The organism is Acidovorax sp. M2(2025), assembly GCF_049330835.1.
GTDB lineage: Bacteria > Pseudomonadota > Gammaproteobacteria > Burkholderiales > Burkholderiaceae_C > Acidovorax.
Genome location: NZ_CP186262.1, coordinates 4,469,651 through 4,496,013, shown reverse-complemented (window position 1 = coordinate 4,496,013; position 26,363 = coordinate 4,469,651). Strand labels below are relative to the sequence as shown.

At 70.8% G+C, this 26,363-nt stretch carries 27 protein-coding genes; 8 read left to right on the top strand and 19 right to left on the bottom strand.

Features of this window, described 5'->3' with window-relative positions; genetic code table 11:
* The 3 genes from ACOYR3_RS20640 to ACOYR3_RS20630 are packed head-to-tail and all read right to left on the bottom strand — an operon-like array spanning window position 1 to window position 3,743.
* Complete coding sequence (locus ACOYR3_RS20640; RefSeq protein ID WP_422844169.1) at window positions 1-1,674, bottom strand: ABC transporter permease subunit; 1,674 nt, start codon at window positions 1,672-1,674, stop codon at window positions 1-3.
* On the bottom strand, window positions 1,671-2,678 hold the full coding sequence (locus ACOYR3_RS20635; protein WP_422844168.1) for an ABC transporter ATP-binding protein: 1,008 nt from the start codon (window positions 2,676-2,678) through the stop codon (window positions 1,671-1,673). Before ACOYR3_RS20635 ends, ACOYR3_RS20640 begins: the two co-directional genes overlap by 4 nt.
* Window positions 2,679-2,717: 39 nt before the next feature.
* Window positions 2,718-3,743, bottom strand: a complete 1,026-nt coding sequence (locus ACOYR3_RS20630) for an ABC transporter substrate-binding protein (protein ID WP_422844167.1) — start codon at window positions 3,741-3,743, stop codon at window positions 2,718-2,720.
* A gap of 209 nt (window positions 3,744-3,952) precedes the next feature.
* Between ACOYR3_RS20630 and hisN the strand changes: the two genes are divergently transcribed.
* Window positions 3,953-4,738 (top strand): histidinol-phosphatase, encoded by a 786-nt coding sequence (hisN, locus tag ACOYR3_RS20625; RefSeq protein WP_422844166.1) that lies wholly within the window; start codon window positions 3,953-3,955, stop codon window positions 4,736-4,738.
* Window positions 4,739-4,791: 53 nt separating this feature from the next.
* Complete coding sequence (locus ACOYR3_RS20620) at window positions 4,792-4,986, top strand: DUF2905 domain-containing protein (RefSeq protein ID WP_422846629.1); 195 nt, start codon at window positions 4,792-4,794, stop codon at window positions 4,984-4,986.
* 3 nt (window positions 4,987-4,989) lie between these two features.
* Here ACOYR3_RS20620 and otsA read toward each other — a convergent pair whose 3' ends face one another.
* Window positions 4,990-6,372, bottom strand: coding sequence for an alpha,alpha-trehalose-phosphate synthase (UDP-forming) (otsA, locus tag ACOYR3_RS20615; RefSeq protein WP_422844165.1), 1,383 nt, complete (start codon window positions 6,370-6,372; stop codon window positions 4,990-4,992).
* A gap of 129 nt (window positions 6,373-6,501) precedes the next feature.
* Complete coding sequence (otsB, locus tag ACOYR3_RS20610) at window positions 6,502-7,254, bottom strand: trehalose-phosphatase (protein ID WP_422844164.1); 753 nt, start codon at window positions 7,252-7,254, stop codon at window positions 6,502-6,504.
* Window positions 7,255-7,407: 153 nt separating this feature from the next.
* Between otsB and trxC the strand changes: the two genes are divergently transcribed.
* On the top strand, window positions 7,408-7,845 hold the full coding sequence (gene trxC, locus ACOYR3_RS20605; protein ID WP_422844163.1) for a thioredoxin TrxC: 438 nt from the start codon (window positions 7,408-7,410) through the stop codon (window positions 7,843-7,845).
* A gap of 17 nt (window positions 7,846-7,862) precedes the next feature.
* Here trxC and ACOYR3_RS20600 read toward each other — a convergent pair whose 3' ends face one another.
* From ACOYR3_RS20600 to ACOYR3_RS20585, 4 genes are read right to left on the bottom strand one after another with little or no spacing between them, the layout of a single operon-like run.
* Window positions 7,863-8,339, bottom strand: coding sequence for a DoxX family protein (locus tag ACOYR3_RS20600; RefSeq protein WP_422844162.1), 477 nt, complete (start codon window positions 8,337-8,339; stop codon window positions 7,863-7,865).
* On the bottom strand, window positions 8,336-9,139 hold the full coding sequence (locus ACOYR3_RS20595) for a DNA-binding domain-containing protein (RefSeq protein WP_422844161.1): 804 nt from the start codon (window positions 9,137-9,139) through the stop codon (window positions 8,336-8,338). The genes ACOYR3_RS20600 and ACOYR3_RS20595 overlap by 4 nt, the downstream gene beginning before the upstream one ends.
* Entirely contained in the window at window positions 9,130-9,972 is an 843-nt protein-coding gene (locus tag ACOYR3_RS20590; protein ID WP_422844160.1) for a DUF692 domain-containing protein, read from the bottom strand. The genes ACOYR3_RS20595 and ACOYR3_RS20590 overlap by 10 nt, the downstream gene beginning before the upstream one ends.
* 21 nt (window positions 9,973-9,993) lie before the next feature.
* Window positions 9,994-10,284 carry a DUF2282 domain-containing protein gene (locus ACOYR3_RS20585; RefSeq protein WP_422844159.1) on the bottom strand — a complete coding sequence of 97 codons (291 nt, stop codon included), beginning with the start codon at window positions 10,282-10,284 and terminating at the stop codon, window positions 9,994-9,996.
* 208 nt (window positions 10,285-10,492) lie between these two features.
* On the opposite strand from ACOYR3_RS20585, the gene ACOYR3_RS20580 reads away from it, so the two are divergent.
* Entirely contained in the window at window positions 10,493-11,038 is a 546-nt protein-coding gene (locus ACOYR3_RS20580) for a sigma-70 family RNA polymerase sigma factor (RefSeq protein ID WP_422844158.1), read from the top strand.
* Window positions 11,035-11,676 (top strand): NrsF family protein, encoded by a 642-nt coding sequence (locus tag ACOYR3_RS20575; RefSeq protein WP_422844157.1) that lies wholly within the window; start codon window positions 11,035-11,037, stop codon window positions 11,674-11,676. The genes ACOYR3_RS20580 and ACOYR3_RS20575 overlap by 4 nt, the downstream gene beginning before the upstream one ends.
* Before the next feature lie 63 nt (window positions 11,677-11,739).
* On the opposite strand, the gene ACOYR3_RS20570 is transcribed toward ACOYR3_RS20575, so the two are convergent.
* The gene (locus ACOYR3_RS20570) at window positions 11,740-13,002 is read right to left on the bottom strand and encodes a multifunctional CCA addition/repair protein (RefSeq protein ID WP_422844156.1); all 1,263 of its coding nucleotides are present in this window, start codon (window positions 13,000-13,002) and stop codon (window positions 11,740-11,742) included.
* Between the two features lie 48 nt (window positions 13,003-13,050).
* Here ACOYR3_RS20570 and ACOYR3_RS20565 point away from each other — a divergent pair, with 48 nt between their 5' ends.
* Entirely contained in the window at window positions 13,051-13,506 is a 456-nt protein-coding gene (locus ACOYR3_RS20565) for a hypothetical protein (protein ID WP_422844155.1), read from the top strand.
* A 63-nt stretch (window positions 13,507-13,569) separates the two neighbouring features.
* On the opposite strand, the gene ACOYR3_RS20560 is transcribed toward ACOYR3_RS20565, so the two are convergent.
* The gene (locus tag ACOYR3_RS20560; RefSeq protein WP_422844154.1) at window positions 13,570-13,878 is read right to left on the bottom strand and encodes an NIPSNAP family protein; all 309 of its coding nucleotides are present in this window, start codon (window positions 13,876-13,878) and stop codon (window positions 13,570-13,572) included.
* Window positions 13,879-13,886: 8 nt separating this feature from the next.
* Entirely contained in the window at window positions 13,887-14,582 is a 696-nt protein-coding gene (locus ACOYR3_RS20555; protein ID WP_422844153.1) for a glutathione S-transferase family protein, read from the bottom strand.
* A 255-nt stretch (window positions 14,583-14,837) separates the two neighbouring features.
* Between ACOYR3_RS20555 and ACOYR3_RS20550 the strand changes: the two genes are divergently transcribed.
* The gene (locus ACOYR3_RS20550; RefSeq protein WP_422844152.1) at window positions 14,838-16,652 is read left to right on the top strand and encodes a diguanylate cyclase domain-containing protein; all 1,815 of its coding nucleotides are present in this window, start codon (window positions 14,838-14,840) and stop codon (window positions 16,650-16,652) included.
* 585 nt (window positions 16,653-17,237) lie between these two features.
* Here ACOYR3_RS20550 and ACOYR3_RS20545 read toward each other — a convergent pair.
* Entirely contained in the window at window positions 17,238-17,810 is a 573-nt protein-coding gene (locus tag ACOYR3_RS20545; RefSeq protein WP_422844151.1) for a 5-formyltetrahydrofolate cyclo-ligase, read from the bottom strand.
* Window positions 17,811-17,824: 14 nt separating this feature from the next.
* On the opposite strand from ACOYR3_RS20545, the gene ACOYR3_RS20540 reads away from it, so the two are divergent.
* A complete protein-coding gene (locus ACOYR3_RS20540) occupies window positions 17,825-19,810 on the top strand; it encodes a transglycosylase SLT domain-containing protein (RefSeq protein WP_422844150.1) in 1,986 nt (661 codons plus the stop codon).
* Window positions 19,811-20,114: 304 nt separating this feature from the next.
* On the opposite strand, the gene ACOYR3_RS20535 is transcribed toward ACOYR3_RS20540, so the two are convergent.
* The 6 genes from ACOYR3_RS20535 to ACOYR3_RS20510 form a co-directional block, all read right to left on the bottom strand.
* On the bottom strand, window positions 20,115-21,047 hold the full coding sequence (locus ACOYR3_RS20535; RefSeq protein ID WP_422844149.1) for an MBL fold metallo-hydrolase: 933 nt from the start codon (window positions 21,045-21,047) through the stop codon (window positions 20,115-20,117).
* A 108-nt stretch (window positions 21,048-21,155) separates the two neighbouring features.
* A complete protein-coding gene (gene rbsD / locus ACOYR3_RS20530; protein ID WP_422844148.1) occupies window positions 21,156-21,545 on the bottom strand; it encodes a D-ribose pyranase in 390 nt (129 codons plus the stop codon).
* Window positions 21,542-22,486, bottom strand: a complete 945-nt coding sequence (locus ACOYR3_RS20525; RefSeq protein WP_422844147.1) for a ribokinase — start codon at window positions 22,484-22,486, stop codon at window positions 21,542-21,544. The genes rbsD and ACOYR3_RS20525 overlap by 4 nt, the downstream gene beginning before the upstream one ends.
* Window positions 22,483-23,502: a LacI family DNA-binding transcriptional regulator gene (locus tag ACOYR3_RS20520; RefSeq protein WP_422844146.1), complete on the bottom strand. Its 1,020-nt coding sequence runs from the start codon at window positions 23,500-23,502 to the stop codon at window positions 22,483-22,485. Before ACOYR3_RS20520 ends, ACOYR3_RS20525 begins: the two co-directional genes overlap by 4 nt.
* Before the next feature lie 43 nt (window positions 23,503-23,545).
* The gene (locus ACOYR3_RS20515) at window positions 23,546-24,538 is read right to left on the bottom strand and encodes an ABC transporter permease (protein WP_422844145.1); all 993 of its coding nucleotides are present in this window, start codon (window positions 24,536-24,538) and stop codon (window positions 23,546-23,548) included.
* Complete coding sequence (locus ACOYR3_RS20510; protein WP_422844144.1) at window positions 24,535-26,196, bottom strand: sugar ABC transporter ATP-binding protein; 1,662 nt, start codon at window positions 26,194-26,196, stop codon at window positions 24,535-24,537. Before ACOYR3_RS20510 ends, ACOYR3_RS20515 begins: the two co-directional genes overlap by 4 nt.
* Window positions 26,197-26,363: the final 167 nt, after the last annotated feature.

Sequence of the window (26,363 nt, the reverse complement as noted above, 5' to 3'; positions counted from 1 at the left end):
TTAGGCGGGCCTGGAGCTCCGTGGGCGGCGCTGCGTGCCCAGGTGCAGCAGCAACGCCAGCGCGCCCACCACCGCCATGATGCAGGTGGAGAACGCTGCCGCCTGCGAGGTCAGCCCCGCTTCGTCCAGGCGCATCACCGTCACCGCGCCCATGGGCAACGAGGGCGTGATGAGGAAGATGACCGCCGACAGCGTGACCATGGAGCGCATGAACAGGAACACCAGCACCGCCAGCAGGGTGGGCCGCAGGGCGGGCAGGTACACGTCGCGCAGCACCCGGGCCGTGCCCCCGCCCAGCACCGCGGTGGCGTCTTCCAGTGTGGCAGGCACGTGGCGCATGCCCGTCATCATGGTCATGAAACCCTGCGTGTGGTAGTGGTAGTAGTTGCACAGCGCCAGCAAGAGGGCCGTGCCGTACAGCAGGCCCCAGGGCCAGGTGGCGGTGTTGAAGGTGAACACATAGGCCAGCCCCAGCACCAGTCCCGGCACGCCCACCGGCAGGGCGGACAGCGCCGTGGCCGCCCGCGCTAGCCGCCCCGGCAGGCGGCGGATGCCAAAGCACAGCACGAACAGCATCACGGTGCCCACGCTGGCGGCCAGGGCCGACACCCACACTGACGTCCACAGCGGCGCGTAGCCGCCCGCGATGGTGATGTCGTAGTGCTTGAGCGTCAGGTCCAGCCGGTAGGGCCACAGCCGGATGAAGCTGGCCAGCACCACCGTGAGCACCAGCGCCGCGATGCTGCCCGCAATGCCCAGGCAGGCGAGGAGGAACGCGGCATCGCGCCCGGCGCGCCGCGTGGGCGTGGGTGGCAGGGCCGATTCGGCGCCCGCGCCGGCCCGCTGCGCGGCCAGGCGCTCGATGAACACCGACAGGGCTGCCGGCACCAGCAGCAGCATGCCCACCACCGCGCCCATGCCGAACTTCATCTGCCCGCTGACCTGGTTGTAGATCTCGGTGGCCAGCACGGCAAAGTTGCCGCCGATGACCACGGCGTTGCCAAAGTCGGTGATGGTGATGGTGAACACCACAAACCCCGCGCTCAGCAGCCCGTAGCGGGCCTGCGGCAGCGTGATGTCGCAAAACTGCCGCCACGGCGTGGCGCCCAGCACCTCGGCCGCGTCGTACTGCCGGGCGTCTCCCTGGCGCAGCGCCGTGCGCACGATGAGCACGGCCTGCGGCAGCGCGTAGAGCACGTCGGCGATCAGCAGGCCCCAGAAGCCGTAGATCTCGGGCCGCACGCCCAGCAGCTTGCCCACGATGCCGTTGCGCCCCAGCAGGAAGATCAGGCCCAGGCCCAGCACCAGGGACGGCGCCAGCATGGGCAGCGCCAGCGCCGCGGCCACGAAGCGGCGGCCGGGCATGCAGGTGCGCTCCAGGCCGAAGGCCACGACAAAGGCCAGCACCAGCGTGACCGCGGTGGTGGCGGCCCCCAGCAGCAGGCTGTGGGCCAGCGCCCGCCACACGCCGGGGGTGTCGAGCAGCGCGGCGTAGTTGCCCCAGCCGATGCCGCCGGTGTTGTCCTGCACCAGGCTGCGCCAGCCGATCGCCAGCATGGGCACGCCAAAGAACAGCACCAGCGCCGCCAGGGGCAGCAGGAGGCAGGCGCGCAGCAGCCAGCGCTCGCTGGCGTGCATGGGCGGCAGGTGGGCGGCGGGCGCGGCGGTGCTCATGCCTCGATCCAGGCGCAGTCCTGCGCGCTCACCGAGATGTCCACGCTTTGGCCCACCTCCCAGGTGCTGGCGCTGCTCGACTCGGCCAGCAAATCCAGGTCGTGCCAGCGCAGCCGTACGCGCTGGATGCTGCCCAGGAAGGTGGTGCCCGTGACGCGGCCCGCGCCCTGGGCGCTGGCCTGCAGCTGCAGCCGCTCGGGGCGGATGCACAGCAGGGCTGTGTCGGCCTTCATGTCCCCGGGGGCATCCCCCAGCGCGGGCTGCAACTGGCGCGCCTGAGCGGGCGGCAGCAGGTTGCTGTGCCCCATGAAGTTGGCCACGAAGCGGGTGCGGGGCGCCAGGTACAGCTCGCGCGGCGAGCCCGCCTGGGCAATGCGCCCGCCCTGCATGCAGACGATGCGGTCGGCCATCGCCAAGGCTTCTTCCTGGTCGTGCGTGACCATGATGGTGGGGATGCCCAGGCGGCGCTGCACTTCGCGCAGCTCGTGGCGCAGGTCGGCGCGCACGCGGGCGTCCAGGGCCGACAGGGGCTCGTCCAGCAGCAGCAGCGATGGGTTGACCGCCAGCGCGCGGGCAATGGCCACGCGCTGCTGCTGGCCCCCCGAGAGCTGCGCCGGATAGCGCGCACCGAAGTCGGCCAGCTTCACCATGTCCAGCAGCTCGGCCGTGCGCGCTCGCACCACGTCGGGCGGCGTGCGGCGGATGGCCAGGCCGTAGCCCACGTTTTGCGCCACCGTCATGTGCGGAAACAGCGAGTACGACTGGAACACGATGCCAAAGCCCCGGTCGCGCGCCGGCAGCGTGGCCAGGTCACGGCCGCCCAGGGTGATGCGGCCGCCGTCGGCGGGCAGCAGCCCCGCGATGATGCGCAGCAGCGTGGTCTTGCCGCAGCCGCTGGGCCCCAGCAGGCACGCGAACTCCGAGGCGTCCACCGCCAGGTGGATGCGTTCGAGCGCGACCTGGCCGTCAAAGCTCTTGTGCAGGTCGGTGATCTGCAGGGACATGGTGCAAAACCCTTGCGTGGTGCGGTTCAGGAATGTGTTTCAGCGGCCGATGGTCTTTTGCCAGGTGGCCAGGATGGCGTCGCGCTCCTTGGCGGACTTGGCAAAGTCCATGGGGTAGAGCACCTTGGAGAGGTCGGCCGGCAGGCCCGCCGCCGCGGCTGCCTTGGATTGCGGCACGCCGGGCACGGTGACGATTTCCTTGTACTTGGTGTAGAGCTGCGCCGCGCCGGCAGACAGCGTCCAGTCCAGAAAGCGCTTGGCGTCGGCCTTGTTCTTGGCGGCGGCCATCAGGCCCGAGGCTTCCAGCTCGTAACCCGCGCCATCGGTGGGGATCACCATCTTGACGGGGTAGCCCTCGTCCACCGACTGCATGGCCGCAAAGGCCAGCGACGTGCCGATGGCAAATTCGCCCGCCCGCGCCGCCTTGCAGGGCCGCGAGCCCGACTTGATGTACTGCGCGACGTTGCCGTCCAGGGACTTGATGAGCTTCCAGCCCTCGTCGCTGCCGCGCGACTGGATCAGCGCGGCAATCTGCAGGTAGCCGGTGCCCGAGGACACCGGGTTGGGCATGACCACTTCGCCCTTGTAGACGGGGTTGGCGAGGTCTTTCCAGGAGGTCGGCATGGGCAGCTTCTTGGCCTTGAGCACCTCCGTGTTCACGCAGAACGCCGCCATGTAGCCCGTGGTGGCAAACCACCTGCCGTCGGCCGCCTTGTCCTTGGCCGCCAGCTTGTCGGCGCCCTTGGGGGTGTAGGGCTCCAGCAGCGCGGTGATGCGCGGGTCCAGCGTGTTGGTCAGCGCCCATCCCCAGATCACGTCGTGCTGCGGGTTGGCGGCCTCGGCCAGGATGCGCGCGCCCAGGTCGCCGGTGGACAGGCGCAGCACCTTCACATCCACATCGGGCAGGTCTTTCTTGGCGGCGGCCAGGTAGTCCTTGATCTCGTCTTCCTCCAGCGCGGTGTACGCCGTGATGGTGCCCGCCTGGGCGGTGGTCAGTCCGCATGCCAAGGCGCCCAGCAGGGGCAGCAGGCGCAGGGCGGCAGAAAGAGGGGAGCGTGAGCGCATGAATTTCTCCAGAACGGTGCGTTGACGAAAGTCGGGGCGGAAGGACCGCGAGGGCTCAAGAAGGAGTTCACCAAAATTGTGCGTTTCATTGCACTTGTGCTATTTATTGTTTTTGCACGAAAATGCACAAGCACTAAATATGCCAACGTGCCAAAGCGGACGGCAGGCCAAAACTCCCGTTCTTTTCTTCTTCCTGTGAGACACCTTTCATGAACACTCTGGACGCCACTGCCTCTGCTTTCCTGCCGTTGGCCCATGCGCTGGCCGATGCGGCGCGTGTGCACTCGCTGCGGTACTTCCGCACCCCGCTGGATGTACTCACCAAATCGGATGAAAGCCCCGTCACCGTGGCCGACCGCGAGGCCGAGGCGGCCATGCGGGCGCTGCTGCAGGCCCACGTGCCTGCGCACGGCATCCTGGGCGAGGAGCACGGCCGCGAGCGGCTGGACGCGGACCATGTGTGGGTGATCGATCCCATCGACGGCACCAAGAGCTTCATCACCGGCTCCCCGCTGTGGGGCACGCTGGTGGCGCTGCTGCACCAGGGACGTCCGGTGCTGGGCCTGATGGACCTGCCCGTGCTGGGCGAGCGCTGGACGGCTGTCGCGGGCCAGCCGGCGCACTGCAACGGGCGGCCCATGCGCGCCAGCGGGTGCGCGCAGCTGTCGCAGGCCCGCGTGTACACCACGTCGCCCGATGCCTTTGGCCCGCAGGACTGGGCGCGCTTCGACCGGCTGAGCCGCCAGTGCGCGCTGCGCCGTTTCGGCGGCGACTGCTATGCCTACGCGCAGCTCGCGGGCGGGCATGTGGACCTGGTGGTGGAAGCAGGGCTGCAGCCGTATGACTACCTGTCACTGGTCTGCCTGGTGGAGGGGGCCGGCGGCCGCATCACCGACTGGCAGGGGCGCCCGCTCACCGTTGCGTCCGACGGCCGCGTGGTCGCCGCGGCCACGCCCGCGTTGCACGCGCAGGCGCTGTCGCAGCTGCAAGAGTGAGCCTGCGCGGAGCCGTGGGTGCCGGCGCGCCGCCCGCCCCCTACACTGCGGGCATGCTGCGCTGGTTCATCGTTGTCTTCCTGGCCCTGGTGCTCATCAGCGGGCTGTCGCCCCTGCTGCGCAAGCTGGGCTTTGGCCGCTTGCCCGGTGACTTCCGTTTTCGCTGGCTGGGGCGCGACTGGGACGTGCCGCTGGCGTCCACGCTGCTGCTGAGCTTTTGCGTGAGCCTGCTGGCCAAATGGCTGTGAGGACTACGATTCGCGCGCGTCTTGCAGCGCCGCGAGAAAGGTGTTGCGCCACCAGTGCACGTCGTGCTGGCGAATGCGCTCCATCAGTTTCTGGTGCCGCGCCTGGCGCTCGGCCAGGGGCATCTGCAGCGCCTGCTGGATGCTGTTGGCCATGCCCGCGGTGTCGTAGGGGTTCACCAGCAGGGCCTCCTTGAGCTGCTCGGCCGCTCCTGCAAAGCGTGACAGCACCAGCACCCCGGGGTCTTCCGGGTCTTGCGCCACCACGTATTCCTTGGCCACCAGGTTCATGCCGTCGCGCAGCGGCGTGACCAGCCCCACGGCCGCCGCGCGGCACAGTCCGGGCACGCGCTTGCGGGCCACCATGCGGTGGATGTAGCGCACGGGCATCCAGTCCAGCTCGCCGTAGTCGCCGTTCACCGAGCCGCACAGCCCCTCCAGCTCCTGGCGCAGGTCGGCGTAGGCATGCACGTCGTCGCGGCTGGGCGAGGCGATCATGATCATCGTCGCGCTGCCCCGGTTCTCGGGGTAGCGGTCCAGCAGCTCGCGGAAGGCGCGCACGCGGTGCGGAATGCCCTTGGAGTAGTCCAGCCGGTCGATGCCCAGCAGCAGCCGCCGGCGCGAGTATTCGGTGCGCATGCCGTGGAAGGTGTCCATGGCCTCGCTGGCCTCGGTGAGGCGGGTGAACTCGTCCACGTCGATGCCGATGGGAAAGGCCTGCACCACCACCGTGGCCCCGAAGGCCCGCACGCGCTTGTTCTCCAGCTCCTCGGCGCTGCCTTCGTTGCGCACATAGCGGGTGAAATGCGACACGTCGGCCTCGCTTTGCAGCCCCACCAGGTCGTAGGCAAACAGCGAGCGCATCAGCCACTCGTGCTGGGGGATGGCCGCCATGATGAGCGGCGGCGGCACGGGGATGTGCAGGAAGAAGCCGATGCGGTGCTTGCACCCCATGGCGCGCAGTTCGGCGGCCAGCGGAATCAGGTGGTAGTCGTGCACCCAGAGGATGTCGTCGTCCCGCAGCAGGGGCAGCAGCTTGCGGGCGAACATCTGGTTCACGCGCCGATAGCCTGCGACATAGCTGCTATGGAAGTCCGCCAGGTCCAGGCGGTAGTGGAACACGGGCCACAGCACGCTGTTGCTGTAGCCGTGGTAGTAGGCGTCGTGGTCCTCACGGCACAGGTCCACGGTGGCCAGCGTCACGGGCCCCGCCTGCCGAACGTGCAGTTCGCTCTCGCCGGGCGTGCCGTCCTCCACCACGGTGCCGCTCCAGCCAAACCACAGGCCGCCGGTCTGGTTCAGCGCTTCGCCCAGGGCCACGGCCAGGCCGCCGGCGGCGGGTTTTCGGGGGTCCGCCAGGCGGTTCGAGATCACGACAAGTCTGCTCATCGCCCGATCATCCGGGCGCTCCCGCCGGGCGCGTTGTCGGACACCGCCGCGAAGCCGTGTGTCCCAAAGGCGCTGAAGCGCCACGGGACCGCGGGTGCTGGGCAGCGGGCGGTGTGCTTTAAGAGGTTCTTACCGGCTGCGGGCCAGCGACGGCGGGCCCCACTGCGTGCGCGCGGCGGAGAGCCAGCCGCGAAGGGCCGCAGGCGTCATGCAGCGGTGCTGCGCCATGGTGGAGCCCTCGCCCACCTTGATGCCCCAGCCGCCCAGCGCCTGCACGGCGGCAAAGCCCGCTTCGTCCGTCACGTCGTCCCCCACGAACACGGGCACGCGGCCCGCAAAGGGCTGCTGGGTCATGAAGTCCAGGATCGCCTGGCCCTTGTGGACGCCGCGCGGCTTGGCTTCCAGCACGCATTTGCCGCGCAGCAGTTCCACGCCGTCCAGGTGGCGCACCACGCTGGCCAGCGCGTCGTGGCACAGCGCCTCCAGGTGGGGGACCAGCCGGTAGTGCAGCGCCACGCTGGCCCGTTTGCGCTCCACCAGCAGGCCGGGGTACTGCGCGGCCAGGCCCTCGGCCATGCGCAGCACGGGCTCCAGGTCCGGGGGGGTGACGGCCGGCACGGCGGTGTCGCCCAGGCGGTACTGGGCGCCATGTTCGCTGGCCAGCGGCAGGCGCAGCGGGGCGAGAAAGCCGTCGATGTCGGCCTCGGGCCGGCCCGTCACGATGGCGAGCGCGCCGCCCAGCTGGTCGTGCAACGCTGCCAGGGTGGGCACCAGGCCGGAGGCGATGCGGACAGCGTCCGGACGCGGGGCCAGTTCGGTGAGCGTGCCGTCAAAGTCGAGGAAAAGCGCGTGGGCGGGGGTCAAAAGGGGGAGCAGCCGCATGCGCAAACCTTAGCAGAGGCTGCGGGCGCGACAGGTAAGAAAAAGTGAGATCGCCGCGGCGGCGGCGCCCTACGTGCCGGCCCCGCCGCCCTTGAAACACGGCGCGCGCACCGCATCTGCAAGGCATCAGAACCTCTCCCCGCCGCGTTCACCATGTCCGAAGCCCTGCACATCGTTTGCCCCCACTGCCACACCACCAACCGGGTGCAAAGCGCCGACCTGGGCAAGGCGCCGGACTGCGGCCAGTGCCACCGCCCTTTGTTCACCGGCACGCCGGTGGAGCTGGACGCGGCGGGTTTTGACAAGCAGGTGGCCAAAAGCCACGTCCCCGTGCTGGTGGACTTTTGGGCGCCCTGGTGCGGGCCTTGCCGCCAGATGGCGCCGGCTTTTGCGCAGGCCGCGCGGGAGCTTGAGCCGCAGGTGCGCCTGGCCAAGCTCAACACCGAGGAGCACCAGGCTCTGGCGGCGCGCCATGCGATCCGCAGCATTCCCACCATGGTGCTGTTCCAGCAGGGGCACGAGGTGGCGCGCATCTCGGGCGCCTTGGGCGCAGCGGACATCGTGCGCTGGGTGCGCACGGCGGTGCGCTGATCCGGCGGCCCAGCGGTTTAGCGGATCCCCAGCAGGCGGTCCAGCGACATGGCGCCGGCGCCGCGCCCCGCCAGGTACAGCATCAGCCCCGCCCACGACAGGTGCGTGGGCCAGGCGTCGGGGTAGACGAACACCTGGATCACCAGCGTCATCCCCAGCAGCCCCAGCGCCGACAGGCGCGTGAACAGGCCCAGCACCAGCAGCACCGCAAAGCCGTGTTCGGCCACCGTGGCCAGCTGCGCCGCCAGCTCGGGCGGCAGCCAGGGCAGCCGGTACTCCTCGCGGAACAGCGCGTAGGCGCTGCCGGAAATGGTGAACCAGCCTTCGACCTTGGTCCGGGCCGAAAGCCAGAAGATGGCCGCGACGGCCACGCGGTTCACCAGCGCCAGCAGGCTGTGGGGGGTGAGCCAGGCGGCGGTGCAGGCCAGCCGGGCCAGCAGGCCGCGCAGGGCGGGCGCGGCGGCTGCGGGAAGGGGAGAAGTGGTCGTGTTCATGGTGTCTCCGCGGGGGAAGTCGGGGGGCGGTCGGGGCGGAGCACGGCCAGCGCGCCGGCGTCGAGCAGAGTGCCCAGCAGTTGCGTGAAATCGGTGCCCGGGTCGGCCGTCAGCGCGCGCGTGGCGGCGGCCTCCAGGGGCTCGCCAGCCGCACAAGCGTCCAGCAGCACACAGCCCGCCAGCGGCAGTGCGCACCAGGCCACAGCGGCCTGGGGGCGGGCGAGCAGGCCGCCATCACCCACCCAGGGCAGGGAGTCACCCCATGGCAGGCCTTCGCGGTGGTGTTGCCACAGGCGGTAGGCGGGATGGTCGGCGCACCAGGCCCAGCGCGCCGCGGGGTGGGGGCGCAGGTGCAGCGCGGCGAGCGCGCGGGCGTCTTGCCGGGCCCAGCCCGTACGGTTCAGCGCGGGCGCATCGGCCGCCAGGTGGCATTCGGTCCAGCACCGGTCCAGGCGCGCCACGGCGCCCAGGTAGGGCAGGCCGGCAGCGGGTGCAAACCCTGCGAGGAAGTCCGCGAACCCGGCGCCGTATTCCACCAGTGCGCCATGGTCTGGCGGCTCGGCACGGGCGTATACGGCCGCTGCGGCACGGAACCAGTTTTCGCCCACCAGCTGGCACACCGTGGGGTAGCTGGCCTGCAGGGCGTCGATACAGGCTTGCAGCACCGTGTTGCGGTACACGGCAAAGCCCGGCTGGGCCTGCAACGCAGCGATCCACGGGGCGTGCGCGGCGGCGGCTTCGCCCACGTCGCGCGCCCAAAGCGCCGCCGAAAAGCCGTCCTGGAAGGTGCTCAGGCGCATGGCGCTGTCTCCGTGGCGGCCAGCGCGTGGTGGGCCTGGCGGCGTTCGTCCAGCAACGTGCCGAGCGCTGGCAGGTTGCCGTCGCGCTCGATGAGCGTGGGCACGGGGCCGGTGTGCTTGATCACGCGCTGGTACAGCGCCCACACGGCGGGCACCACGGGCGCGTCGTGGCTGTCGATGAGCAGCGCGTCGCCGAGCGCCGGGTCCGCACGGTGGCCCGCGAGGTGGATCTCGGCCACGGCGTGCAGCGGAAAGGCGTCCAGGTACTGACGCGCATTGAAGCCCAGGTTGTGGGCGCTGAGGTACACGTTGTTCACGTCCAGCAGCAGGGCGCAGCCGGTGCGGCGCACCAGTTCGGCCAGGAATTCGGCTTCTGCCCAGTCGTGCCCGTCGATGTGCAGATAGTGCGTGGGGTTCTCGATGGCCAGGGGCCGCCCCAGCGCATCCTGCGCGCGGCCGATGTTGCCCGCGATGCGGTGCAGCGCGGCCTGCGTGCGCGGGAAGGGCAGCAGGTCGGGCAGGTAGTGCCCGCGCCAGGCGGACCAGGCCAGGTGCTCGGACACGAGGGCGGGCTCCACCCGGTGGGCCAGCGCGGCCAGGCGGGCCAGGTGCGCCGCGTCGGGCGGCGCGTCCGCCGCCAGCGACAGCGACACGCCGTGCAGCGCCACGGGGTGGCGCGCGCGGATGGCCTCCAGCCACGCCAGGCGCGGCCCGCCGTCGGCAAAGTAGTTCTCCGGGTGCACCTCCCACCACAGGCCGGGGGCCGTGCAGTCCAGGGCCTCGGCGTAGTGCTGGGGTTTGAGGCCCAGGCCGGCGGTGAGCAGGGGCGCCATGGCGTCAACGGTCCTGGTCGATCAGGACTTCATGGGCGCGAGCGAGCCCATGCCCTTGGGCGTCTTGAGGGTGGTGCAGGTGCCTGCGGGCACGAACTTCCACGCGTTGCCCTGGTAGTCCATCTTGGACGTACCTGCGCAGGTGGTGCCGGGGCCGGCGGCGCAGTCGTTCTTGCCGGCCATCGACACGCCGTAGCACTTCTCCATGGCGGGCTTGGCGGCGTCGGCCGGCTGGGTTTGGGCAAAGGCGGCGCTGGTGGCCAGGGCGGACAGGGCCAGGGCGCCGAGGCTGAGGGTGCGGGTGGTCGTCATGAAAGTTCTCCAATAAAGGTGTGGATGGTTGCGGGAAGACCGTTGCGCCGCGGCTCGCTGCTGCCAGCTGCCCGGCGCGTCCGATCTGCGCTGTAATTCGCCCTGGCCGCGCGCCCGGTTACAGCGGGCGGGACAACGGCGAGGAGAATTTTTTTGCCGGGGCTGTAACCTGCGAGCCTCCGAAGACGAATACCCCCTGGGAGAGTCCATGGACATAGAAGAGCGGCTGCGAGGGCTACTGCTGCAGGGGCTGGACGGCGACGCCGGGGCCTACCAGCGATTTCTGAAGGAGTTGAGTGCCCACCTGCGCGCGTTCCTGCGCCGCCGCCTGGCGCAGCGGCCGGATGAAGTGGAGGACCTGGTGCAGGAGACCCTGCTCGCGGTGCACAACCAGCGCCACACCTACCGCAGCGACATGCCCGTCACGGCCTGGGCGCACGCCATTGCGCGCTACAAGCTCATCGACTGGCTGCGTGCGCATGCGGCCCGGGAGGCGCGGCACGAGCCGCTGGACGACAACGCCGACGCGCTGTTCGCCACCAGCGACAGCGATGCGGCCGAGGCGCGGCGCGACCTGGGCCAGCTGCTGGGGCTGCTGCCGGACCGCCAGCGCCTGCCCATCGTGCACATGAAGCTCGAAGGCCTGTCGGTGGTGGAGACGGCGCAGCGCACCGGCCTGTCGGAGTCGGCCGTCAAAGTCGGCGTGCACCGGGGGCTGAAGGCCCTGGCCGCCAAGCTCAGGGGAATGGGATGAGAACCGATGACTTGATCCAACTGCTGGCCGCTGGTGCGCAGCCAGCGCCGTCGAACGCCATCGAGCGGCGCCTGGCCCTGGCGGTGCTGGCGGGCCTTGCAGGGGCGGGCGGGCTGCTGGCCTGGCAGTTCGGGGTGCGGCCCGATCTGGCGCAGGCCTTGGACCTGCCCATGTTCTGGGGCAAGCTGGCCTTCGCCGGCGCATTGGCCGCGGCGGGGCTGGCGTTGCTGCGCCGCCTGGCCCGGCCCGGCCTGGCCGCAGGGCGCACGGCGCGGTGGCTGGCGCTCCCGCTGCTGGTGGTGTGGGGCATGGCGCTGGTGGCGCTGCTGCAGGCGGCACCGGGCGAGCGGATGCCGCTCCTCCTGGGCCAGACCTGGCGCACCTGCCCGTTCAACATCGCGCTGCTGTCGGTGCCCGCGTTCGCTGCCTCCTTCTGGGCGCTGCGCGGGGGCGCGCCGACCCGGCCGGCCTGGGCCGGGGCCGGCGCGGGCTTGCTGGCGGGGGCGCTGGCCACGCTGGTGTACGCGCTGCACTGCCCCGAGATGGCCGCGCCCTTCCTGGCCGTGTGGTACGTGGCGGGCATGGCGATCCCTACCGCGCTGGGCGCCCTGGCCGGGCCGCGCTGGCTGCGCTGGTAGCGCTCGTAGCGCTGCCGCAGCGGCGCACCGGCAGGCGCGCGCCGCTGAGATCGTGAAGACGTTCTAGGCCGCAGGCGGCTGCGGCGGCTGATGCTGCAGCCACTGCGCCACCGCCTGCACCCGTGCGTTGTGGATCAGCGCGCCTACCTGCGGGCCGGCCTGGCCCCGCGCGGCCGCTTGCGCAGCGATGTCGCGCGTGACCACCGACTGCGCCGCCGCCAGCACCGCCAGCAGGCGCGGGCGCTGGGGGTAGGGCGCCTCCTCAAAGCCCAGCCGCCCGCGCGCGTCGCATTCGCAGGCGAGCAGCACGTCGGCAAAGCGCGCGGGCTTGCGCAGCGCGTCGCAGCGCTCCAGCAGGCGCACCAAGGCGGCGGGCGAGAGGTCGCCGCTGCGGTGGACGTGGCCGTGCTCGCGGGCCACCACCTCGGCCGTCTCGCGGCAGTCCACGGGCACGCGCAGGCGCTCGGCCACGTCCTTCAACAGGTCTGCGCTGCGCTCTTCATGGCCGATGTGGCGCGGCAGCACGTGGGCCGGGGTGGTGCCCTTGCCCAGGTCGTGCGCCAGGCAGGCAAAGCGCACGGCGAGCGGCGCCGAGAGCCGCGCCGCCATGTCCAGCACCATCATCAGGTGCACGCCCGTGTCCACCTCAGGGTGGTAGTCGGCGCGCTGCGGCACACCCCACAGGCGCGCCACCTCGGGCAGCAGCACGGCCAGCGCGCCGCAGTCGCGCAGCACCTCGAACATGCGCGAGGGCTTTTCTTCCATCAGCCCGCGCGCCAGCTCCTGCCAGACGCGCTCGGCCACCAGGTGGTCCGCCTCGCCATGGGCCACCATTTCGCGCATGAGCTGCATGGTCTCGGGGGCCACGGTGAAATCGGTGAAGCGCGCGGCAAACCGCGCCACGCGCAGGATGCGCACCGGGTCCTCGCGGAAGGCGTCGGTCACGTGGCGCAGCACGCGGTTGTGCAGGTCTTGCGCGCCGTTATATGGGTCAAAAACGGCTCCAGCGCTTATCCCATCTGCGCTGGCAGCTATCGCATTGATAGTAAGGTCGCGCCGCGAGAGGTCTTCCTCCAGCGTCACGTCGGGCGAGCTTTGCACCACAAAGCCCCGGTAGCCGCGCCCGCTCTTGCGCTCGGTGCGCGCCAGTGCGTATTCCTCGCGGGTTTCGGGGTGCAAGAAGACGGGAAAGTCGCGCCCCACGGGCAGGTAGCCCTGGGCCAGCATCTGCTCGGGCCTGGCGCCCACCACCACCCAGTCGTGATCGTTCACGGGGCGGCCGAGCAGCTGGTCGCGCACGGCGCCCCCCACCATGTAGATTTGCATGGGGGCAGTGTAGAACCTGGCCCCGGTGCGCGGTATTCTCGATGGCCTATGTCCCTGTCCTCCTCGCTCACCATCGCCCAGCTCAACCCCGACGGCAGCGTGCCTGTGCCCACGCCGCCGGACGCCGCTGCCAACGCGGCGGCCGAGGCGCTGCAGCGCGAGGCGCAGTTCGAGGCCCTGCAGGCGCAGGTGGACGATCTGCAGGAGATCCTGGCCAAGCCGCTCAATGAAATCCTGGCCGAGCGCGACAAGTTCAAGGAAGCGGCCGCCGCTTGGGACGCGTTTGGCGCGATGTGGATGCTCTCGCAGCGCGCCATGCGCCGCGTGGCGCTGGACCTGGCCGCGCAGCAGGGCCTGAGCGAGCAGGAGGTGGTGGCCCGCGCGCTGGCCTACGCCAACCAGGTGCTCAATGTCGAAGACGAAGACCTGGGCGGCAGCGTGGCGCCGGCCCAGCTGGCGCACATTGCGCGGCACAAGGCGTTCTTGCGCAAGCAGTTTCGGTAGGCCCGCCGAAACGCGTGCGGCGTTTCGACAGCCTTCGCCGGAGCGGGACAGAGCGCCCGGCGATCAGCGGAACACCGGCCGGAAAAAGCTCCGCTCGTAGCTCACGATGCACCCGGTTTCCTCGGCGTAGCGGAAGGCCGCCTGGCATTCGGCGTCCTGCATCGACCGTTCGCGGTACACCTCGTAGGCTGCGAGGCTGTCGAACGTGAACAGCGCCAGCGCGATGTTGTTGGCCCCTTCGCTGGGCAGGAAATAGCCGTGGTGCTGGCCGCCGAACTTCTCGACCAGCGGGATCCACAGCTTTCCGTAGTGCTCGAACTCCTTGAGCTTGCTCGTGTTGAGCACGTAGCGCAGGTAGATGGTGACGGCCATGGCGCGGCTCAGCCTTCCGTGCGGCGCAGGCGGTAGGGCTCCTCGAAGTCCAGGAAGTCCTTCTCGGCCAGGGCCTCGTCGATCCAAGCCTTCACGCCCGGCAGTTCGCGCACGCGCTGCACGTAGGCGGCGATGTGGGGCGGCACGGGCAGGCCGTAGGTGTGCAGGCGCATGCACACGGGGGCGAAGTAGGCATCGGCCACCGTGAACGCCTTGCCGAACAGCAGCGGGCCGCCGTGCTCCTGCAGCAGGGCGCTCCACATGTCCACCAGGCGCTGCACGTCGGCGCGCACGCCGGCCTTGTCGCGCCAGATCAGGGCGCCGGTGTCGGCAAGGTTCGCCTCGATGTTCATGGGGCAGTGGCTGCGCAGGGCGGTAAAGCCGCTGTGCATCTCGGCGCAGACGCTGCGGGCGCGGGCGCGCGCAGCGGTGTCCTGGGGCCAGAGGTGCCGGTCGGGGTGGGTCTCGGCCACGTACTCGGCGATGGCCAGCGTGTCCCAGACCACCAGGCCGCCGTCGACCAGCGCCGGCACCTTGCCGGTGGGGCTCACGGGGCCGATGGCGCGCTTGAATTCCGAGCCGGCGTCGAAGCTGTCAAAGCGCACGCGCACTTCCTCGAACGCGATGCCGGCCTGGCGCAGCAGCACCCAGGGGCGCATGGACCAGGACGAGTAGTTCTTGTTGCCGATGTAGAGCTTGAGCATGGTGAAAAAGCGCCGGGGGCGGGTGGATGAAGGGGCGGAGCGAAAGGGAGCTGCATCCTACCGCCGGCCCCGGCGTGGCTTCAATGCCGATTGGCCCGCTGTTTGATGCGCTGCACGCATCAAAGCCCCGGCCGGGCCCTGGGGCAACGGCGCGGCGCAGGCCGCCCGTCGGGCACAATCGGCCGCTTTTGCGGTGTCCTGTATGCACCCTTGCCGGCGCCGCCCGGCGGGGCCTCCGTTGCGATGACGCGCCTGTTGCTCTCCGTTCTTGTCCTGGCCTTGCCGTGGCCCGGCCCGCTACTGCGGCGGCTGGGGCGGGCGTTGCTGTGCGCGCTGGCGGGGGCGGCCTGCCTGGCCGCGGCCGCACAAGGGGGGCAGCCCCCGGCCCCGCGGGATGTGCCCGCACCGGTGGCCCGGCACGCGGGCGGCATGCTGGTGGTGCCCTACATGGGCGTGTGGGAGGACACGGCGCGCAACCTGGACATCGAGGCCGTGCGCGACCCGCGCAACGCCGACCGCTTTGCCTACCCCGACAACCCGCTCAAGGGCGCCGAGTCCGACCGGGTGCTGTGGTTCCGCCTGCGCCTGCAGCTGGCGGACCCGGCCGACGCCCTGCGCGAGTGGCTGCTGCTGGTGCCCACCGTGTCCACCCACGAGCTGCGGTTTTACGGCCCCTACGACAGCGAGGGCCGCGCGCTGGCCGAGCCGGTGGTCACGGGCATGCGCCACCCCTGGGCCACGCGGCCCGCAGCGTCCGAGCAGATGGCCTGGCGCTTCCAGCTGCCCGATGCCGGGGTGTACACGGTGTACTTCCGGGTGGAATCCACCTTTGCCCGCTTCTACGCCGCGCGCGTGTGGGACCTGCCGGACTACCTGCAGGCCACGCAGGACAAGCGCATGTTCGACGGCGTGTGCTATGGCCTGCTCATGGGCCTGGTGGTGTTCAGCACGGTGATGCTGCTGGTGTTCCGCGAGAGCATCTACGTGTGGTACCTGGTGTCGTGCGCGGGCGCGCTGCTGGCGCTGGCGGGCTTCAACGGCCACACGTTGCGCTACCCGTTTGCCCACTGGCCGGCGGCGGCGGAGTTCTTCTATGCCGTGGCGCCGCCGCTGTGGGCCATCTCCAAGCTGATGTTCGGGCGCAGCCTGCTGCGCCTGTCGTATTTCGCGCCGCGCCTGGACAAGGTGGTGCTGGCCATGGTGGCGGCGCTGGGGCTGGCCACGGTCTACGGGCTGGTGGGCGCCAACCCGCTGTGGCTGTTCCGCATGGTGCAGGCCTCGGTGATGCTGTCCACCGTGGTGCTGGTGGCGGGCGCGGTGACGGCCATGCGCCGGCGCTACTGGCCGGCGGTGCTGTACTGCGCGGGCGTGGCGCTGCTGCTGGTGGGCATCTGCGCCATCATCGTGGCCAGCTGGGGCTGGATGGCCTGGACGCCGGGGCAGATGGACCTGACGCAGACCGTGCTGGTGGCCGAGTCCATCGTGTTCGCGGCGGCCATGGCCTCGCGCGTGCGGCTGCTGCGCAACTCGGAAGAGGCGCTCACCGTGCGCACGCAGGAGCTTGTGGAGGCGCTGGGCACCGATGCGCTGACCGGCGCCGCCAACCGGGCCGGCCTCACGCAGCGGGCCGAGGCGGCCCTTCGCGACGGCCAGCCGTTTGCCCTGATCCTGCTGGACCTGGACGGATTCAAGGGCGTGAACGACACCCACGGCCACGCTGCCGGCGACGCCGTGCTGGTGGCCATGGTGCAGCGCCTGCGCACCCAGCTGCGCGCCGACGACCTGGTGGCGCGCCTGGGCGGCGATGAGTTTGCGGTGCTGGTGGCGGGGGCGCCCCCGCGCGACGTGATCGCCGGCATGGCCCGCCGCATGGCCGCCAGCGCGGTGCAGCCGGTGGTGTTCGAAGGCCGCTCGCTCACGGTGGGCATGAGCCTGGGCATCGCCTGCCACCCCGCAGACGGCGCCGCGCTGGCCGACCTGTTGCGCGCCGCCGACCGCGCCATGTACGCCTGCAAGCGCCGTGCGGCCGACGCCGAGTGCTACGCGTTTGCGTCAGAACTGCCTGCCTGAGAACGTAAACGCGGTCTGAGGTCGCCACCGCACGCAGGCGTTGCTATCGGCACGCCCGGGGCCAGGGCCGCCGTGGAACTGGCTTTGCCAGGCCGCTGGCGGCGTCACCCCGGGCAAGATGCAAGGCGACTCTGGGACGCGTTCGCCTCAGAACTTCCAGCCAGAGGATCTCTCGCACGCACGCGTTGCAACTGGCGCGCCCGAGGCCAGGGCCGCCGTGGAACTGGCTTTGCCAGGCCACTGGCGGCGTCACCCCGGGCAAGATGCAAGGCGACTCTGGGACGCGTTCGCCTCAGAACTTCCAGCCAGAGGATCTCTCGCACGCACGCGTTGCAACTGGCGCGCCCGAGGCCAGGGCCGCCGTGGAACTGGCTTTGCCAGGCCGCTGGCGGCGTCACCCCGGGCAAGATGCAAGGCGACTCTGGGACGCGTTCGCCTCAGAACTTCCAGCCAGAGGATCTCTCGCACGCACGCGTTGCAACTGGCGCGCCCGAGGCCAGGGCCGCCGTGGAACTGGCTTTGCCAGGCCACTGGCGGCGTCCCCCCTCCGGGGGGAAGCGGCGCAGCCGCTCAGGGGGGGGCCTCCTATACAGGCCAGACCACCCCGTTGTCATTCAGGATGGCATCCAGCGGCATGTCGAAATCCTCCGGCTCGAAGTCATCGATGAAGCCGTTGGTAAAGCCCAGCCCCACGGTGAACGGCCGGGGCTGCAGTGTGGCCAGCGTGCGGTCGTAGAAGCCGCCGCCATAGCCCAGCCGGTACCCGCCCGGGCCGTAGCCCACGCAGGGCACGAACAGCAGCGTGGGCACGATGACTTCCGTGTCCTTGGGCTTGGGAATGCCGTAGGCGTCTTCCTCCATCGGGCAGCCGGGGTACCACGCGTGGAAGGTCAGGGTCTTGTGCTGCTTGTTCACCACGGGCAGGCCGATGCGGCGGCGCAGCGGTTCGTCCAGCAGCTCGCCATCCTCCTTCCAGCGGTGCAGGGCGGGCAGGGGGTCGAACTCGCCCTTGATGGGCCAGTAGGCGCCGATCACGGTGTCGGGCCGGTTCACCAGCCAGATGCGCATCACCTGTTGTAACAGGTCGGCCCGTTGTAGGCGGTCGGGCAAGTTCAGGCGTTCTTCTACCAACGCCCGACGAAGGGCTGCTTTGTCCATCCGATAATTCCCCCATGCAATTACTCAGAGCCATTCTGACACCCCTTGTGGCCGCTGGCGTGCTGGCCGCTGCCGCCCCGCTCGCCCTGGCGCAAAACCGGGGCGACGACACCCTTGTGGAGATGCACCAGGCCTTCCGCAAGGGGGACCGCAAGAAGCTGGAGCAGTTGCTGCCCGCGGCGCGCGGCCATGTGCTGGAGCCCTGGGCCGCGTACTGGGAGCTGAAGCTGCGCCTGGCCGAGGCCTCGCCGCAGGAGATCCAGGCCTTCCTGCAGCGCTACGCCGGCACCTACCAGGAAGACCGCCTGCGCAACGACTGGCTGCTGCTGCTGGGCCAGCGGCGGGACTGGGCGCAGTTTGCCGAACAGCACGCCCAGTACCGCATGTCGGACGACCGCGAAGTGCGCTGCTACGCGCTGCTGATCGACCACCTGCGCGGCACGGCCCCGGCCGCGCTGCCCGACGACGTGCGCAGCACCTGGTATGCGCTGCGCGACGCCGACGACGGCTGCACCCATGCCGCGGGCGAGCTGTACAGCGCCAAGAAGCTGAGCGCGCTGGACATCTGGCGCAAGGCCCGGCTGGGCGCGGACGCCAACCGGCCCCGCGTGGTGCGCAGCGCCGTGGAAATCGTGTCGCCCGAATCGCTGCCGCAGGTGAAGGACGTGCTCGATGCCCCCAGCAAATACCTGCATGCCCGCGCCACGGCGCGGGGCAAGGTGCGGCAGGAGCTGGTGGTGCTGGCCCTGGTCAAGCTGGCCGGCAGCGACCCCGACGGCGCCGCCTACCAGCTGGACAACAAGTGGGGCGTGCACCTCTCGCCCGAAGAGCGCAACTGGACCTGGGGCGTGATCGGCAAGGCGGCGGCCCAGAAGCTCTCCGCCGATGCGGCGGGCTACTTTGCCAACGTCACCAAGGACAGCGACCTGAACGACGACCTGCTGGGCTGGAAGGTGCGCGCCGCCCTGCGCGCCAGCCAGTGGAAAACCGTGGGCAAGGCCATCGACGCGATGAGCCCCGAGGCCCGCCAGGACAGCACCTGGGTGTACTGGAAGGCGCGCGCGCTGCTGTCGGGCCGCGTGACGGACGCCGAGCGTGCCGAAGCGCGCCAGCTGCTCGAAGGCATTGCCGGCACGCGCGGCTTCTATGAACAGCTGGCGCTGGAGGAGTTGGGCCAGCGCGTCACCGTGCCCCCGGCACCGGCGCCGCTCACGGCCGAGGAAAAGGCCGCCGCGCGGGCCAACCCCGGGCTGAACCGCGCGCTGTACGCCATCCTGCTGGGCCTGCGCGGCGAAGGCGTGCGCGAGTGGAACTACACCACCAACCTGCACCAGAGCGGCGGCATGGGCGACCGCGAACTGCTGGCGGCCGCCGACTTCGCCTGCCAGCGCGAGGTCTGGGACCGCTGCATCAACACCAGCGAGCGCACCAAGAGCGTGGTCGAGAGTTCGCAGCGCTTTCCCACGCCGTTCCGCCAGACCGTGGTGGAGCGCGCCAGCGGCATCGGGCTGGACCCGGCCTACGTCTACGGCCTGATCCGCCAGGAAAGCCGCTTCATCATGGACGCGCGCTCGCATGTGGGGGCCTCGGGCCTCATGCAGGTCATGCCCGCGACGGCACGCTGGACGGCCAAGAAGATCGGCCTGCCCAACTTCACGCCGGACCAGCTGGGCGACCGCGACACCAACATCACCATCGGCACCGCCTACCTCAAGCTTGCGCTGGACGACTTTGCCGGCTCCATGCCGCTGGCCGCCGCGGCCTACAACGCCGGCCCCGGCCGCCCCCGCAACTGGCGCAACGGGCCCGTGCTCGAGGCCGCCATCTGGGCCGAGAACGTGCCTTTCGCGGAAACGCGCGACTACGTGAAGAAGGTGCTGGCCAACACCACCAACTACGCGGCCCTGCTCACCGGCCAGCCGCAGTCCCTCAAGAGCCGCCTGGGCACCATCGGCCCGCGCGACGCAGCGGCGCCCGAGGTGAACAAGGACCTGCCCTGAGGTAAATTGCTATCAAAATAATAGCTTCCAGCGCTTTGCCATAAAGCGCTGGAGTGCTTTTTGCCTGATTAGTTACTTGTCTCAAATACCCCTCCATCCGTTCGGGCTGAGCCCGTCGAAGCCAGGGCTTGCAGCGCGCGTGCAAGGCTTCGACAGGCTCAGCCCGAACGGGTGGGGAAGAGAAAGCGTCTGAGGTAGGTCGCTAATCAGGCTTTTTTGATCTGATTCCGCCAAGGGCCGCCGGGCCTGCGCCGGGGCGCTGCCCGGCACTTCCCAAGGCTTCATGGCGCTTCCTCGGCCGCTGTCACACGTTGTGCAGCGTGTCGCCCTCGCGCAGGGCCGCGCCGGAGCGCACCAGTTCATCGGCCAGGCTTTGCAGCCACATTGGCTGCGGGCTGTCGCCAAAATGCCGGCGGTGCAGCATGCCGAAATACGGCGTGGCCTGCGCCCAGGCGGTGAGGTCGTCCATGCGGATCTGCTGCCATTCCAGCAACTTGTATTTCAGCAGCACCTTGGCGGCGTAGAGCGCGTGTTTGGACGGGTTGCGTACAAAGCCGTCCAGCCGGCGGCGGGCGGCGTCGATGGCGCGCGGGGCGTCGGCAAACACCGGGCCGTGGCCCGGGATCACCACGCGCGGGGCGAGCCGCTCGATCAAGTCCAGCGTGGCTGCGACGGCGGCGAAGGCATCGTCGCCCTCCAGCTCGGGAAACACCACGCCGAATCCGTTTTCCCACAGCGCGTCGGCAGAGATCAGCACCCGGTCCTGCGGGTTGAACAGCACCACCGAATGCGGATCGTGCCCCGGCGCGGCGTGCACCTGCCAGGGCTTGTCTCCCAGCAGCACGCAGGAGCCCGGCATGAGCAAGGTGTCGGCGCGAAAGGGCGGGCATTCCTGCCCGGTGGGTGTGTAGCTCAGGGCATAGGCGTCCCATTGCCGCACATGGTCGGCCTGCCCGGGCGGGATGGCGGTGAGCACCCCCGGCCAGGCCTGCTGCAGCGCGGCGTTGCCGCCGCAATGGTCGCTGTGCAGGTGGGTGTTGAGCACGCGGTCGAGGGGGCGGCCGCCCAGGGCGTTGCGCACCAGTTCCACGGTCTGCGCCGCATGGGTGCAGTAGCCCGTGTCGACCAGGGCGGTGTCCCGGTGGCCGGCAAAGAGGATGTTGTTGGCCGACAGCCAGCCGCGTTCCAGGACGGTGATTTCGGGGGGGAGCAGATCGTGGGGCGCGGAGCTGGGCATGGGGTAGAAGGGCGGTGACGGCCCAGCGTACCGCAGCTGCGCGGCGCGGGGCGTTCTCCAAAACCCGCAACGCCCAGGCCCGCTGCGGGCCCGGGCTGTATCAAAACGTCAGAACGTGACGCCGGCCACCAGGATCACGTTGGCGTACGGCGTGCACTCGCCCGTGCGCACCATCACGCGCGCCTGCTGCGTGCGGCGCTTGAATTCCTCGTGCGGGACCGCCTGGGGCTCCATGGGCAGGGCGCACCAGGCGGGCAGCGTGCCGCCGCTGCGCTCCACGGCCTCGGTGGCGATCAGTGCGCTTTCGACCTGCATCTCCGCCAGCACCACGCGCAGCACGTCCGCCACGGCCGGGATGCCGGGGGTCAGGGCCAGGTCGATGCGCCGCGGGCCGGGCGGGATGGGCAGGCCCACGTCGCCGATGACCAGCATGTCGCCGTGGCCCAGGCTGGCGATGGCGTGGGAGAGTTCGGCGTGCAGCAGGGGGGTGCGTTTCACAGGGGGCTCCAGGCGGGCGGTTGGGGGCTTTGCGCCACGGCGGCGCGGGTGGGGATGGAGGGCTGCGCGCCGGGTTGGGTGACGCAAAGGGCCGACGCGCGGATGCCTTCGCGCACGCCGGCATCGAGCGGCTCGCCGCGCGCAAGGGCCACGGCCAGCGCGCCCAGGAAGGTGTCGCCGGCGGCGGTGGTGTCCACGGCCTGCACGGCGAGGCCGGGGTGGTAGCGGCAGCCTGCGGCGTCGGCCGCCACGGCACCGGCGGCGCCCAGGGTAACCACGACCTGCGCCGGGCCCCGGCCGCGCAGCGCCTGTGCGGCGGCGGCGGCGTCCTGGGGCGTGGCCACCGCCACGCCGGCCAGGGCTGCGGCCTCGACCTCGTTGACCACCAGCGTGTGCACCAGCGGCCACAGCGCGTCGGGCAGGGGCTGGATGGGCGAGGGGTTGAGCACCACCGGGCAGCCCGCGGCGTGGGCCTGCTGCGCGGCGGCCACGACCTGGGGCATGGGCGTCTCGAGCTGCACCACCAGCCCGCCCGCGCCCTCCAGGGCAGCGCCCAGCGCCACCGGGTCGAGCACGAAGCGCCCGTTGGCGCCGGGCACCACCACGATGCGGTTCTGGCCCGTGGCCTCCACGGTGATGGCGGCCACGCCGGTGGTGGTCTCGGCATCGGTCTGCACGCCGCGGTGGTCGATACCGTCGGCGTCGAGCCCGGCGCGCAGCGTGTGGCCGTAGCCGTCGTTGCCCAGGCGGCCGAACAGCGCCACCTGGGCGCCCTGGCGCGCACAGGCCACGGCCTGGTTGCCGCCCTTGCCGCCGGACACCAGGTGCAGCGCGTCGGCCAGCACGGTCTCGCCCGGTCCGGGGGCGTGCTGTACCTGCAGCACCAAGTCCATGTTCAGGCTGCCGACCACGGCGATGCGGGGGGCGTTCGTCGTGCTCATGCCGCGCCTCCGGGGGCGCGGGCGGTGGAGGCCCGCACGCGCAGCTCGGGTTGCAGCATCACCTGGCGCGCCTCCTGGCGCTTGCCGTCGATGCGCTCGAGCAGCATGTCCACCGCCAGCGCGCCAATGCGCTGCTTGGGCTGGGCCACGGTGGTGAGCGGCGGGCTGGTGAAGGCGGCCAGCTCGATGTCGTCAAAGCCCACGATGGACAGCGCCTCGGGCACGCGCAGGCCGCGCTCGTGCGCGGCGCACAGCGCGCCCATGGCCATGAGGTCGTTGCAGACGAAGACGGCGGTGGGGGGCTCGGGCGCGCGCAGCACGGCGTGCATGGCGTCGTAGCCGCCCTGGCTCGTGAAGTTGCCGTGCCACAGCAGGCCGTCGCCGTGGCCGCAGCCGGCCTCGGCCAGCGCGGCGCGCCAGCCGGCGATGCGCTGCTCGCTGGGCGGCAGCCCCACTGGCCCGCCGATGCAGGCGATGCGGCGGTGGCCCTGCTCCAGCAGGTGGCGGGTGGCCAGCTGGCCGCCCTGCATGTGCGCGGTCTCGACCAGGTCGCAGGGCTGCTCGGCGATCTCGATCTCGCGGTCCACCAGCACGGTGGGGATGGACAAGCCCGCCAGCTGCGTGGGCAGCGTGGCGTCATGGCCGGTGGAGACGACGATCAGCCCGTCGATGCGCCGCTCGGCCAGCACCTGCAGGTAGCTGCCCTGGCGGTGCGCCTCGTCGTTGGTGTTGCACAGGATGACGTTGTAGCCCGCGCCGAAGCAGCGGTCCTCCACGCTGTGAACGATCTCCGCGAAGTACGGGTTGGAGCTGTTGGGGATCAGCATGCCCAGCGTGCGCGTGTTGTTGCTCTTGAGGCTGCGCGCAATGGCGCTGGGCACATAGCCCAGGGCGCGGATGGCGGCCTCGACGCGCGCGCGGCCCTCGGGGCTCACGCGGCGCGTGCCGTTGACCACGTGCGACACCGTGGTGACCGAGACTTCGGCGTGGCGCGCAACGTCCTTGATAGTGGCCATGGGAAAGGAATGACGGAATGCGGTGCAAAGAGGGGCGTGATGCTCAGGCCGCGGCGCGGCGCTGGCGCAGCGTGTCAACGATGACGGCGGCCACGATCACGCAGCCCGTGATGATGCGCTTGCTGGGTTCGCTGGCGCCCACCTGGGCCAGGCCGGCTTCGAGCACCGCGATGATCAGCACGCCGAACGCGGTGGTCACCACCGAGCCGCGCCCGCCCATGAGGCTGGTGCCGCCGATCACCACGGCGGCGATCACCTGCAGCTCCATGCCGGTGCCAGCATTGGGGTCGGCCGCTTCCAGGCGCGCCGATTGCATGAGGCCCGCCAGCCCTGCCAGCAGGCCGGTGAGCGCAAACACGATGATGCGCACCGGGCGCGGGTCCACGCCGGCCAGGCGCATGGCTTCCTCGTTGGTGCCGATGCCCACCACCGAGCGGCCGAACACCGTGCGCGTGAGCACCATCTGCGCCACCACCACCAGCACCAGTGCGATCAGGAAGGCCACCGAGACGCCGCCGAAGAACGGCGCGGCCAACCACGAGATGGCGTCGCCCACGTACTGCGTGCGCGAGTCGGTCACCAGGTAGGCGCTGCCGCGCACGGCTTCCAGCATGCCCAGCGAGACGATGAACGAGGGCAGCCGCCAGGCCACCGAGATGGCGCCCGTGATGGTGCCGCACACCAGGCCCGTGGCCAGGGCCAGTGCGGCGGCGGCGGGCACCGTCCAGCCCCACTGCAGGATGGCGGCGGCAGACGTGGCGGCCGACAGCGCCATCACCGAGCCGACCGACAGGTCGATGCCCGCGATGATGAGCACGAAGGTCATGCCCACGGCCATCACGGCCAGGGCCGGGATCTCGTTGGCGATGGTGACGAAGGTCTCGGTGCTCCAGAAGAATTCGGACAGCCACGAAAACAGGCCCACCATGCCGGCCAGCACGGCCAGCAGCCCGAGGTAGGTGCCCAGCTGGCTGCGCCACACCGGCGTGGCGCGGGGGGCGGGCGAGGCGGGGGAGGAGGAGGCTGCGGCGTTCATGCGTTGGCGGAAGAAGGTGCGGGGGAGGCAGGGGAAGAGGGGGCGGCGGATGCCGCGGCGCGGCCCGCCATGTCGGAGAACGCGGCGGCCAGCAGCGACTGCTCGGACCACTGGCCGCGCTCGAACACGGCCACCAGGCGGCCGGCGCTCATCACGCCGATGCGGTCGGCCATGGCCATGAGTTCGCGCAGGTCGGACGACACCATGAGCAGCGCCCGGCCCTCGCCGGCCATGCGGTCCAGCTCGGCGTAGATCTCGGCGCGCGCGCCCACGTCCACGCCGCGCGTGGGCTCGTCCAGCAGCAGCACGCGCACGGGGCGGTGCAGCCAGCGGGCGAACACGACCTTTTGCTGGTTGCCGCCCGACAGCTGGCCCACGGGCTGCTCGCCGCTCTTGCAGCGGATGCTGAGCGTGCGCACGAAGCCTTGCACCAGCCGGTGCTCCAGCGCCCGCTGCAGCCAGCCGCCGCGCGAAACGGCCGACAGGTCGGACAGCGTGGCGTTGACGCGGATGGGCTGGGCCAGCAGCAAGCCCTGCGACTTGCGGTCCTCGGTCACCAGGCCGATGCCGGCGCGGATGGCCGCCAGGGGCGAGGCAAAGCCCCGGGGGATCTTTGTTTTTGCTATTGTTTGTATAGCTGCTTGCGCTTGTCCATCAAGCGCTGGAGGCTGATTTGATTCAAATTCTGGTGCGTGCAGCGTGATGCTGCCCCGGTCGGCGCGGTCGGCGCCGAACAGCAGGCGGACCAGCTCGGTGCGGCCCGAGCCCACCAGGCCCGCCACGCCGAAGACTTCGCCCGCGCGCAGCGAAAGGTTCACGTCCTGCACGGCTGTGCCGCGGCCGATGCCGTGCACGTCCATCACCACCGGGCCGGCGGGGCGGCGCGGGCGGTGCTCCAGGTCGTTGACGGAACGGCCCACCATGCGGCGCACCAGGTCGTCTTCAGACAGGCCGGCCATGGGCAGCACGTCCACCAGCCGGCCGTCGCGCAGCACGGCCACGCGGTCGGCGATGCGGCGCAGCTCTTCAAGCCGGTGCGACACGTACACGATGGCCACGCCCCGGGCCGTGAGCCGCGCGATCTGGTCGAAGAGGTACGTGGTCTCGCGCGGCGTGAGCATGGCCGTGGGCTCGTCCAGCACCAGGATGCGCGTGTCGTCCTGCAGGTTGCGGGCGATCTCCACCATCTGCTGCTGGCCGATGCCCAGCTGCGACACCGGCGTGGCCGGGTCGATGGATTCCAGGCCGATCTTGGCCAGCTGCGTGCGCGCCGCGGCATGCAGCACGTCGCGCTGCAGCCAGCCTGCGCGGTTCGGCAGGCGGCCCAGCAGCAGGTTCTCGGCCACCGTGAGCGTGGGCACCAGGCCCAGCTCCTGCATCACCATGCGCACGCCGTGCTGCTCGGCCTCGCGGCGCGAGGCCGGGGCAAAGGTCTGCCCCGCCAGCCGCATGCCGCCGCGCGTGGCGGGCGTGAGCCCGCAGACGATCTTGGACAGCGTGCTCTTGCCCGCGCCGTTCTCGCCGGTGAGCGCCAGCACCTCGCCCGCGTTGAGCGCCAGCGTCACGCCGTCGAGCACGGTGGTGGCGCTGTAGTCCTTGCCCACCGCGTCGATGCACAGCAGCGGGGTGGGCGGTTGGGTCGTGGGCGTCGCGGGCATGGGCTGAATGTTGTGTCTCGAGAGGCAGTGCCCCCACCGTTCGGGCTGAGCCTGTCGAAGCCGGGGCGCTAATGCAGCGCTCCCCTGGGGCGGGTCCAGGACGGGCTTGTCAGAGCCTCGCGCGGCGCTTCGACTGGCTCAGCGTGAACGGTTTCGAAGGGGCAGAT

Excerpts from the sequence above, each read along its gene's own strand:
- ACOYR3_RS20620 (WP_422846629.1), top strand. The coding sequence starts at position 4,792 with ATGCTGCGCTGGTTCATCGTTGTCTTCCTGGCCCTGGTGCTCATCAGC.
- ACOYR3_RS20555 (WP_422844153.1), bottom strand. The coding sequence starts at position 14,582 with ATGCTCAAGCTCTACATCGGCAACAAGAACTACTCGTCCTGGTCCATG.
- ACOYR3_RS20540 (WP_422844150.1), top strand. The coding sequence starts at position 17,825 with ATGCAATTACTCAGAGCCATTCTGACACCCCTTGTGGCCGCTGGCGTG.
- hisN (WP_422844166.1), top strand. The coding sequence starts at position 3,953 with ATGAACACTCTGGACGCCACTGCCTCTGCTTTCCTGCCGTTGGCCCAT.
- ACOYR3_RS20575 (WP_422844157.1), top strand. The coding sequence starts at position 11,035 with ATGAGAACCGATGACTTGATCCAACTGCTGGCCGCTGGTGCGCAGCCA.
- ACOYR3_RS20545 (WP_422844151.1), bottom strand. The coding sequence starts at position 17,810 with ATGGACAAAGCAGCCCTTCGTCGGGCGTTGGTAGAAGAACGCCTGAAC.
- trxC (WP_422844163.1), top strand. The coding sequence starts at position 7,408 with ATGTCCGAAGCCCTGCACATCGTTTGCCCCCACTGCCACACCACCAAC.
- ACOYR3_RS20585 (WP_422844159.1), bottom strand. The coding sequence starts at position 10,284 with ATGACGACCACCCGCACCCTCAGCCTCGGCGCCCTGGCCCTGTCCGCC.
- ACOYR3_RS20515 (WP_422844145.1), bottom strand. The coding sequence starts at position 24,538 with ATGAACGCCGCAGCCTCCTCCTCCCCCGCCTCGCCCGCCCCCCGCGCC.
- ACOYR3_RS20520 (WP_422844146.1), bottom strand. The coding sequence starts at position 23,502 with ATGGCCACTATCAAGGACGTTGCGCGCCACGCCGAAGTCTCGGTCACC.
- ACOYR3_RS20535 (WP_422844149.1), bottom strand. The coding sequence starts at position 21,047 with ATGCCCAGCTCCGCGCCCCACGATCTGCTCCCCCCCGAAATCACCGTC.
- ACOYR3_RS20590 (WP_422844160.1), bottom strand. The coding sequence starts at position 9,972 with ATGGCGCCCCTGCTCACCGCCGGCCTGGGCCTCAAACCCCAGCACTAC.
- ACOYR3_RS20525 (WP_422844147.1), bottom strand. The coding sequence starts at position 22,486 with ATGAGCACGACGAACGCCCCCCGCATCGCCGTGGTCGGCAGCCTGAAC.
- ACOYR3_RS20640 (WP_422844169.1), bottom strand. The coding sequence starts at position 1,674 with ATGAGCACCGCCGCGCCCGCCGCCCACCTGCCGCCCATGCACGCCAGC.
- otsA (WP_422844165.1), bottom strand. The coding sequence starts at position 6,372 with ATGAGCAGACTTGTCGTGATCTCGAACCGCCTGGCGGACCCCCGAAAA.
- ACOYR3_RS20560 (WP_422844154.1), bottom strand. The coding sequence starts at position 13,878 with ATGGCCGTCACCATCTACCTGCGCTACGTGCTCAACACGAGCAAGCTC.
- ACOYR3_RS20635 (WP_422844168.1), bottom strand. The coding sequence starts at position 2,678 with ATGTCCCTGCAGATCACCGACCTGCACAAGAGCTTTGACGGCCAGGTC.
- ACOYR3_RS20565 (WP_422844155.1), top strand. The coding sequence starts at position 13,051 with ATGTCCCTGTCCTCCTCGCTCACCATCGCCCAGCTCAACCCCGACGGC.
- otsB (WP_422844164.1), bottom strand. The coding sequence starts at position 7,254 with ATGCGGCTGCTCCCCCTTTTGACCCCCGCCCACGCGCTTTTCCTCGAC.
- ACOYR3_RS20580 (WP_422844158.1), top strand. The coding sequence starts at position 10,493 with ATGGACATAGAAGAGCGGCTGCGAGGGCTACTGCTGCAGGGGCTGGAC.
- ACOYR3_RS20600 (WP_422844162.1), bottom strand. The coding sequence starts at position 8,339 with ATGAACACGACCACTTCTCCCCTTCCCGCAGCCGCCGCGCCCGCCCTG.
- ACOYR3_RS20595 (WP_422844161.1), bottom strand. The coding sequence starts at position 9,139 with ATGCGCCTGAGCACCTTCCAGGACGGCTTTTCGGCGGCGCTTTGGGCG.
- ACOYR3_RS20570 (WP_422844156.1), bottom strand. The coding sequence starts at position 13,002 with ATGCAAATCTACATGGTGGGGGGCGCCGTGCGCGACCAGCTGCTCGGC.
- ACOYR3_RS20630 (WP_422844167.1), bottom strand. The coding sequence starts at position 3,743 with ATGCGCTCACGCTCCCCTCTTTCTGCCGCCCTGCGCCTGCTGCCCCTG.
- ACOYR3_RS20510 (WP_422844144.1), bottom strand. The coding sequence starts at position 26,196 with ATGCCCGCGACGCCCACGACCCAACCGCCCACCCCGCTGCTGTGCATC.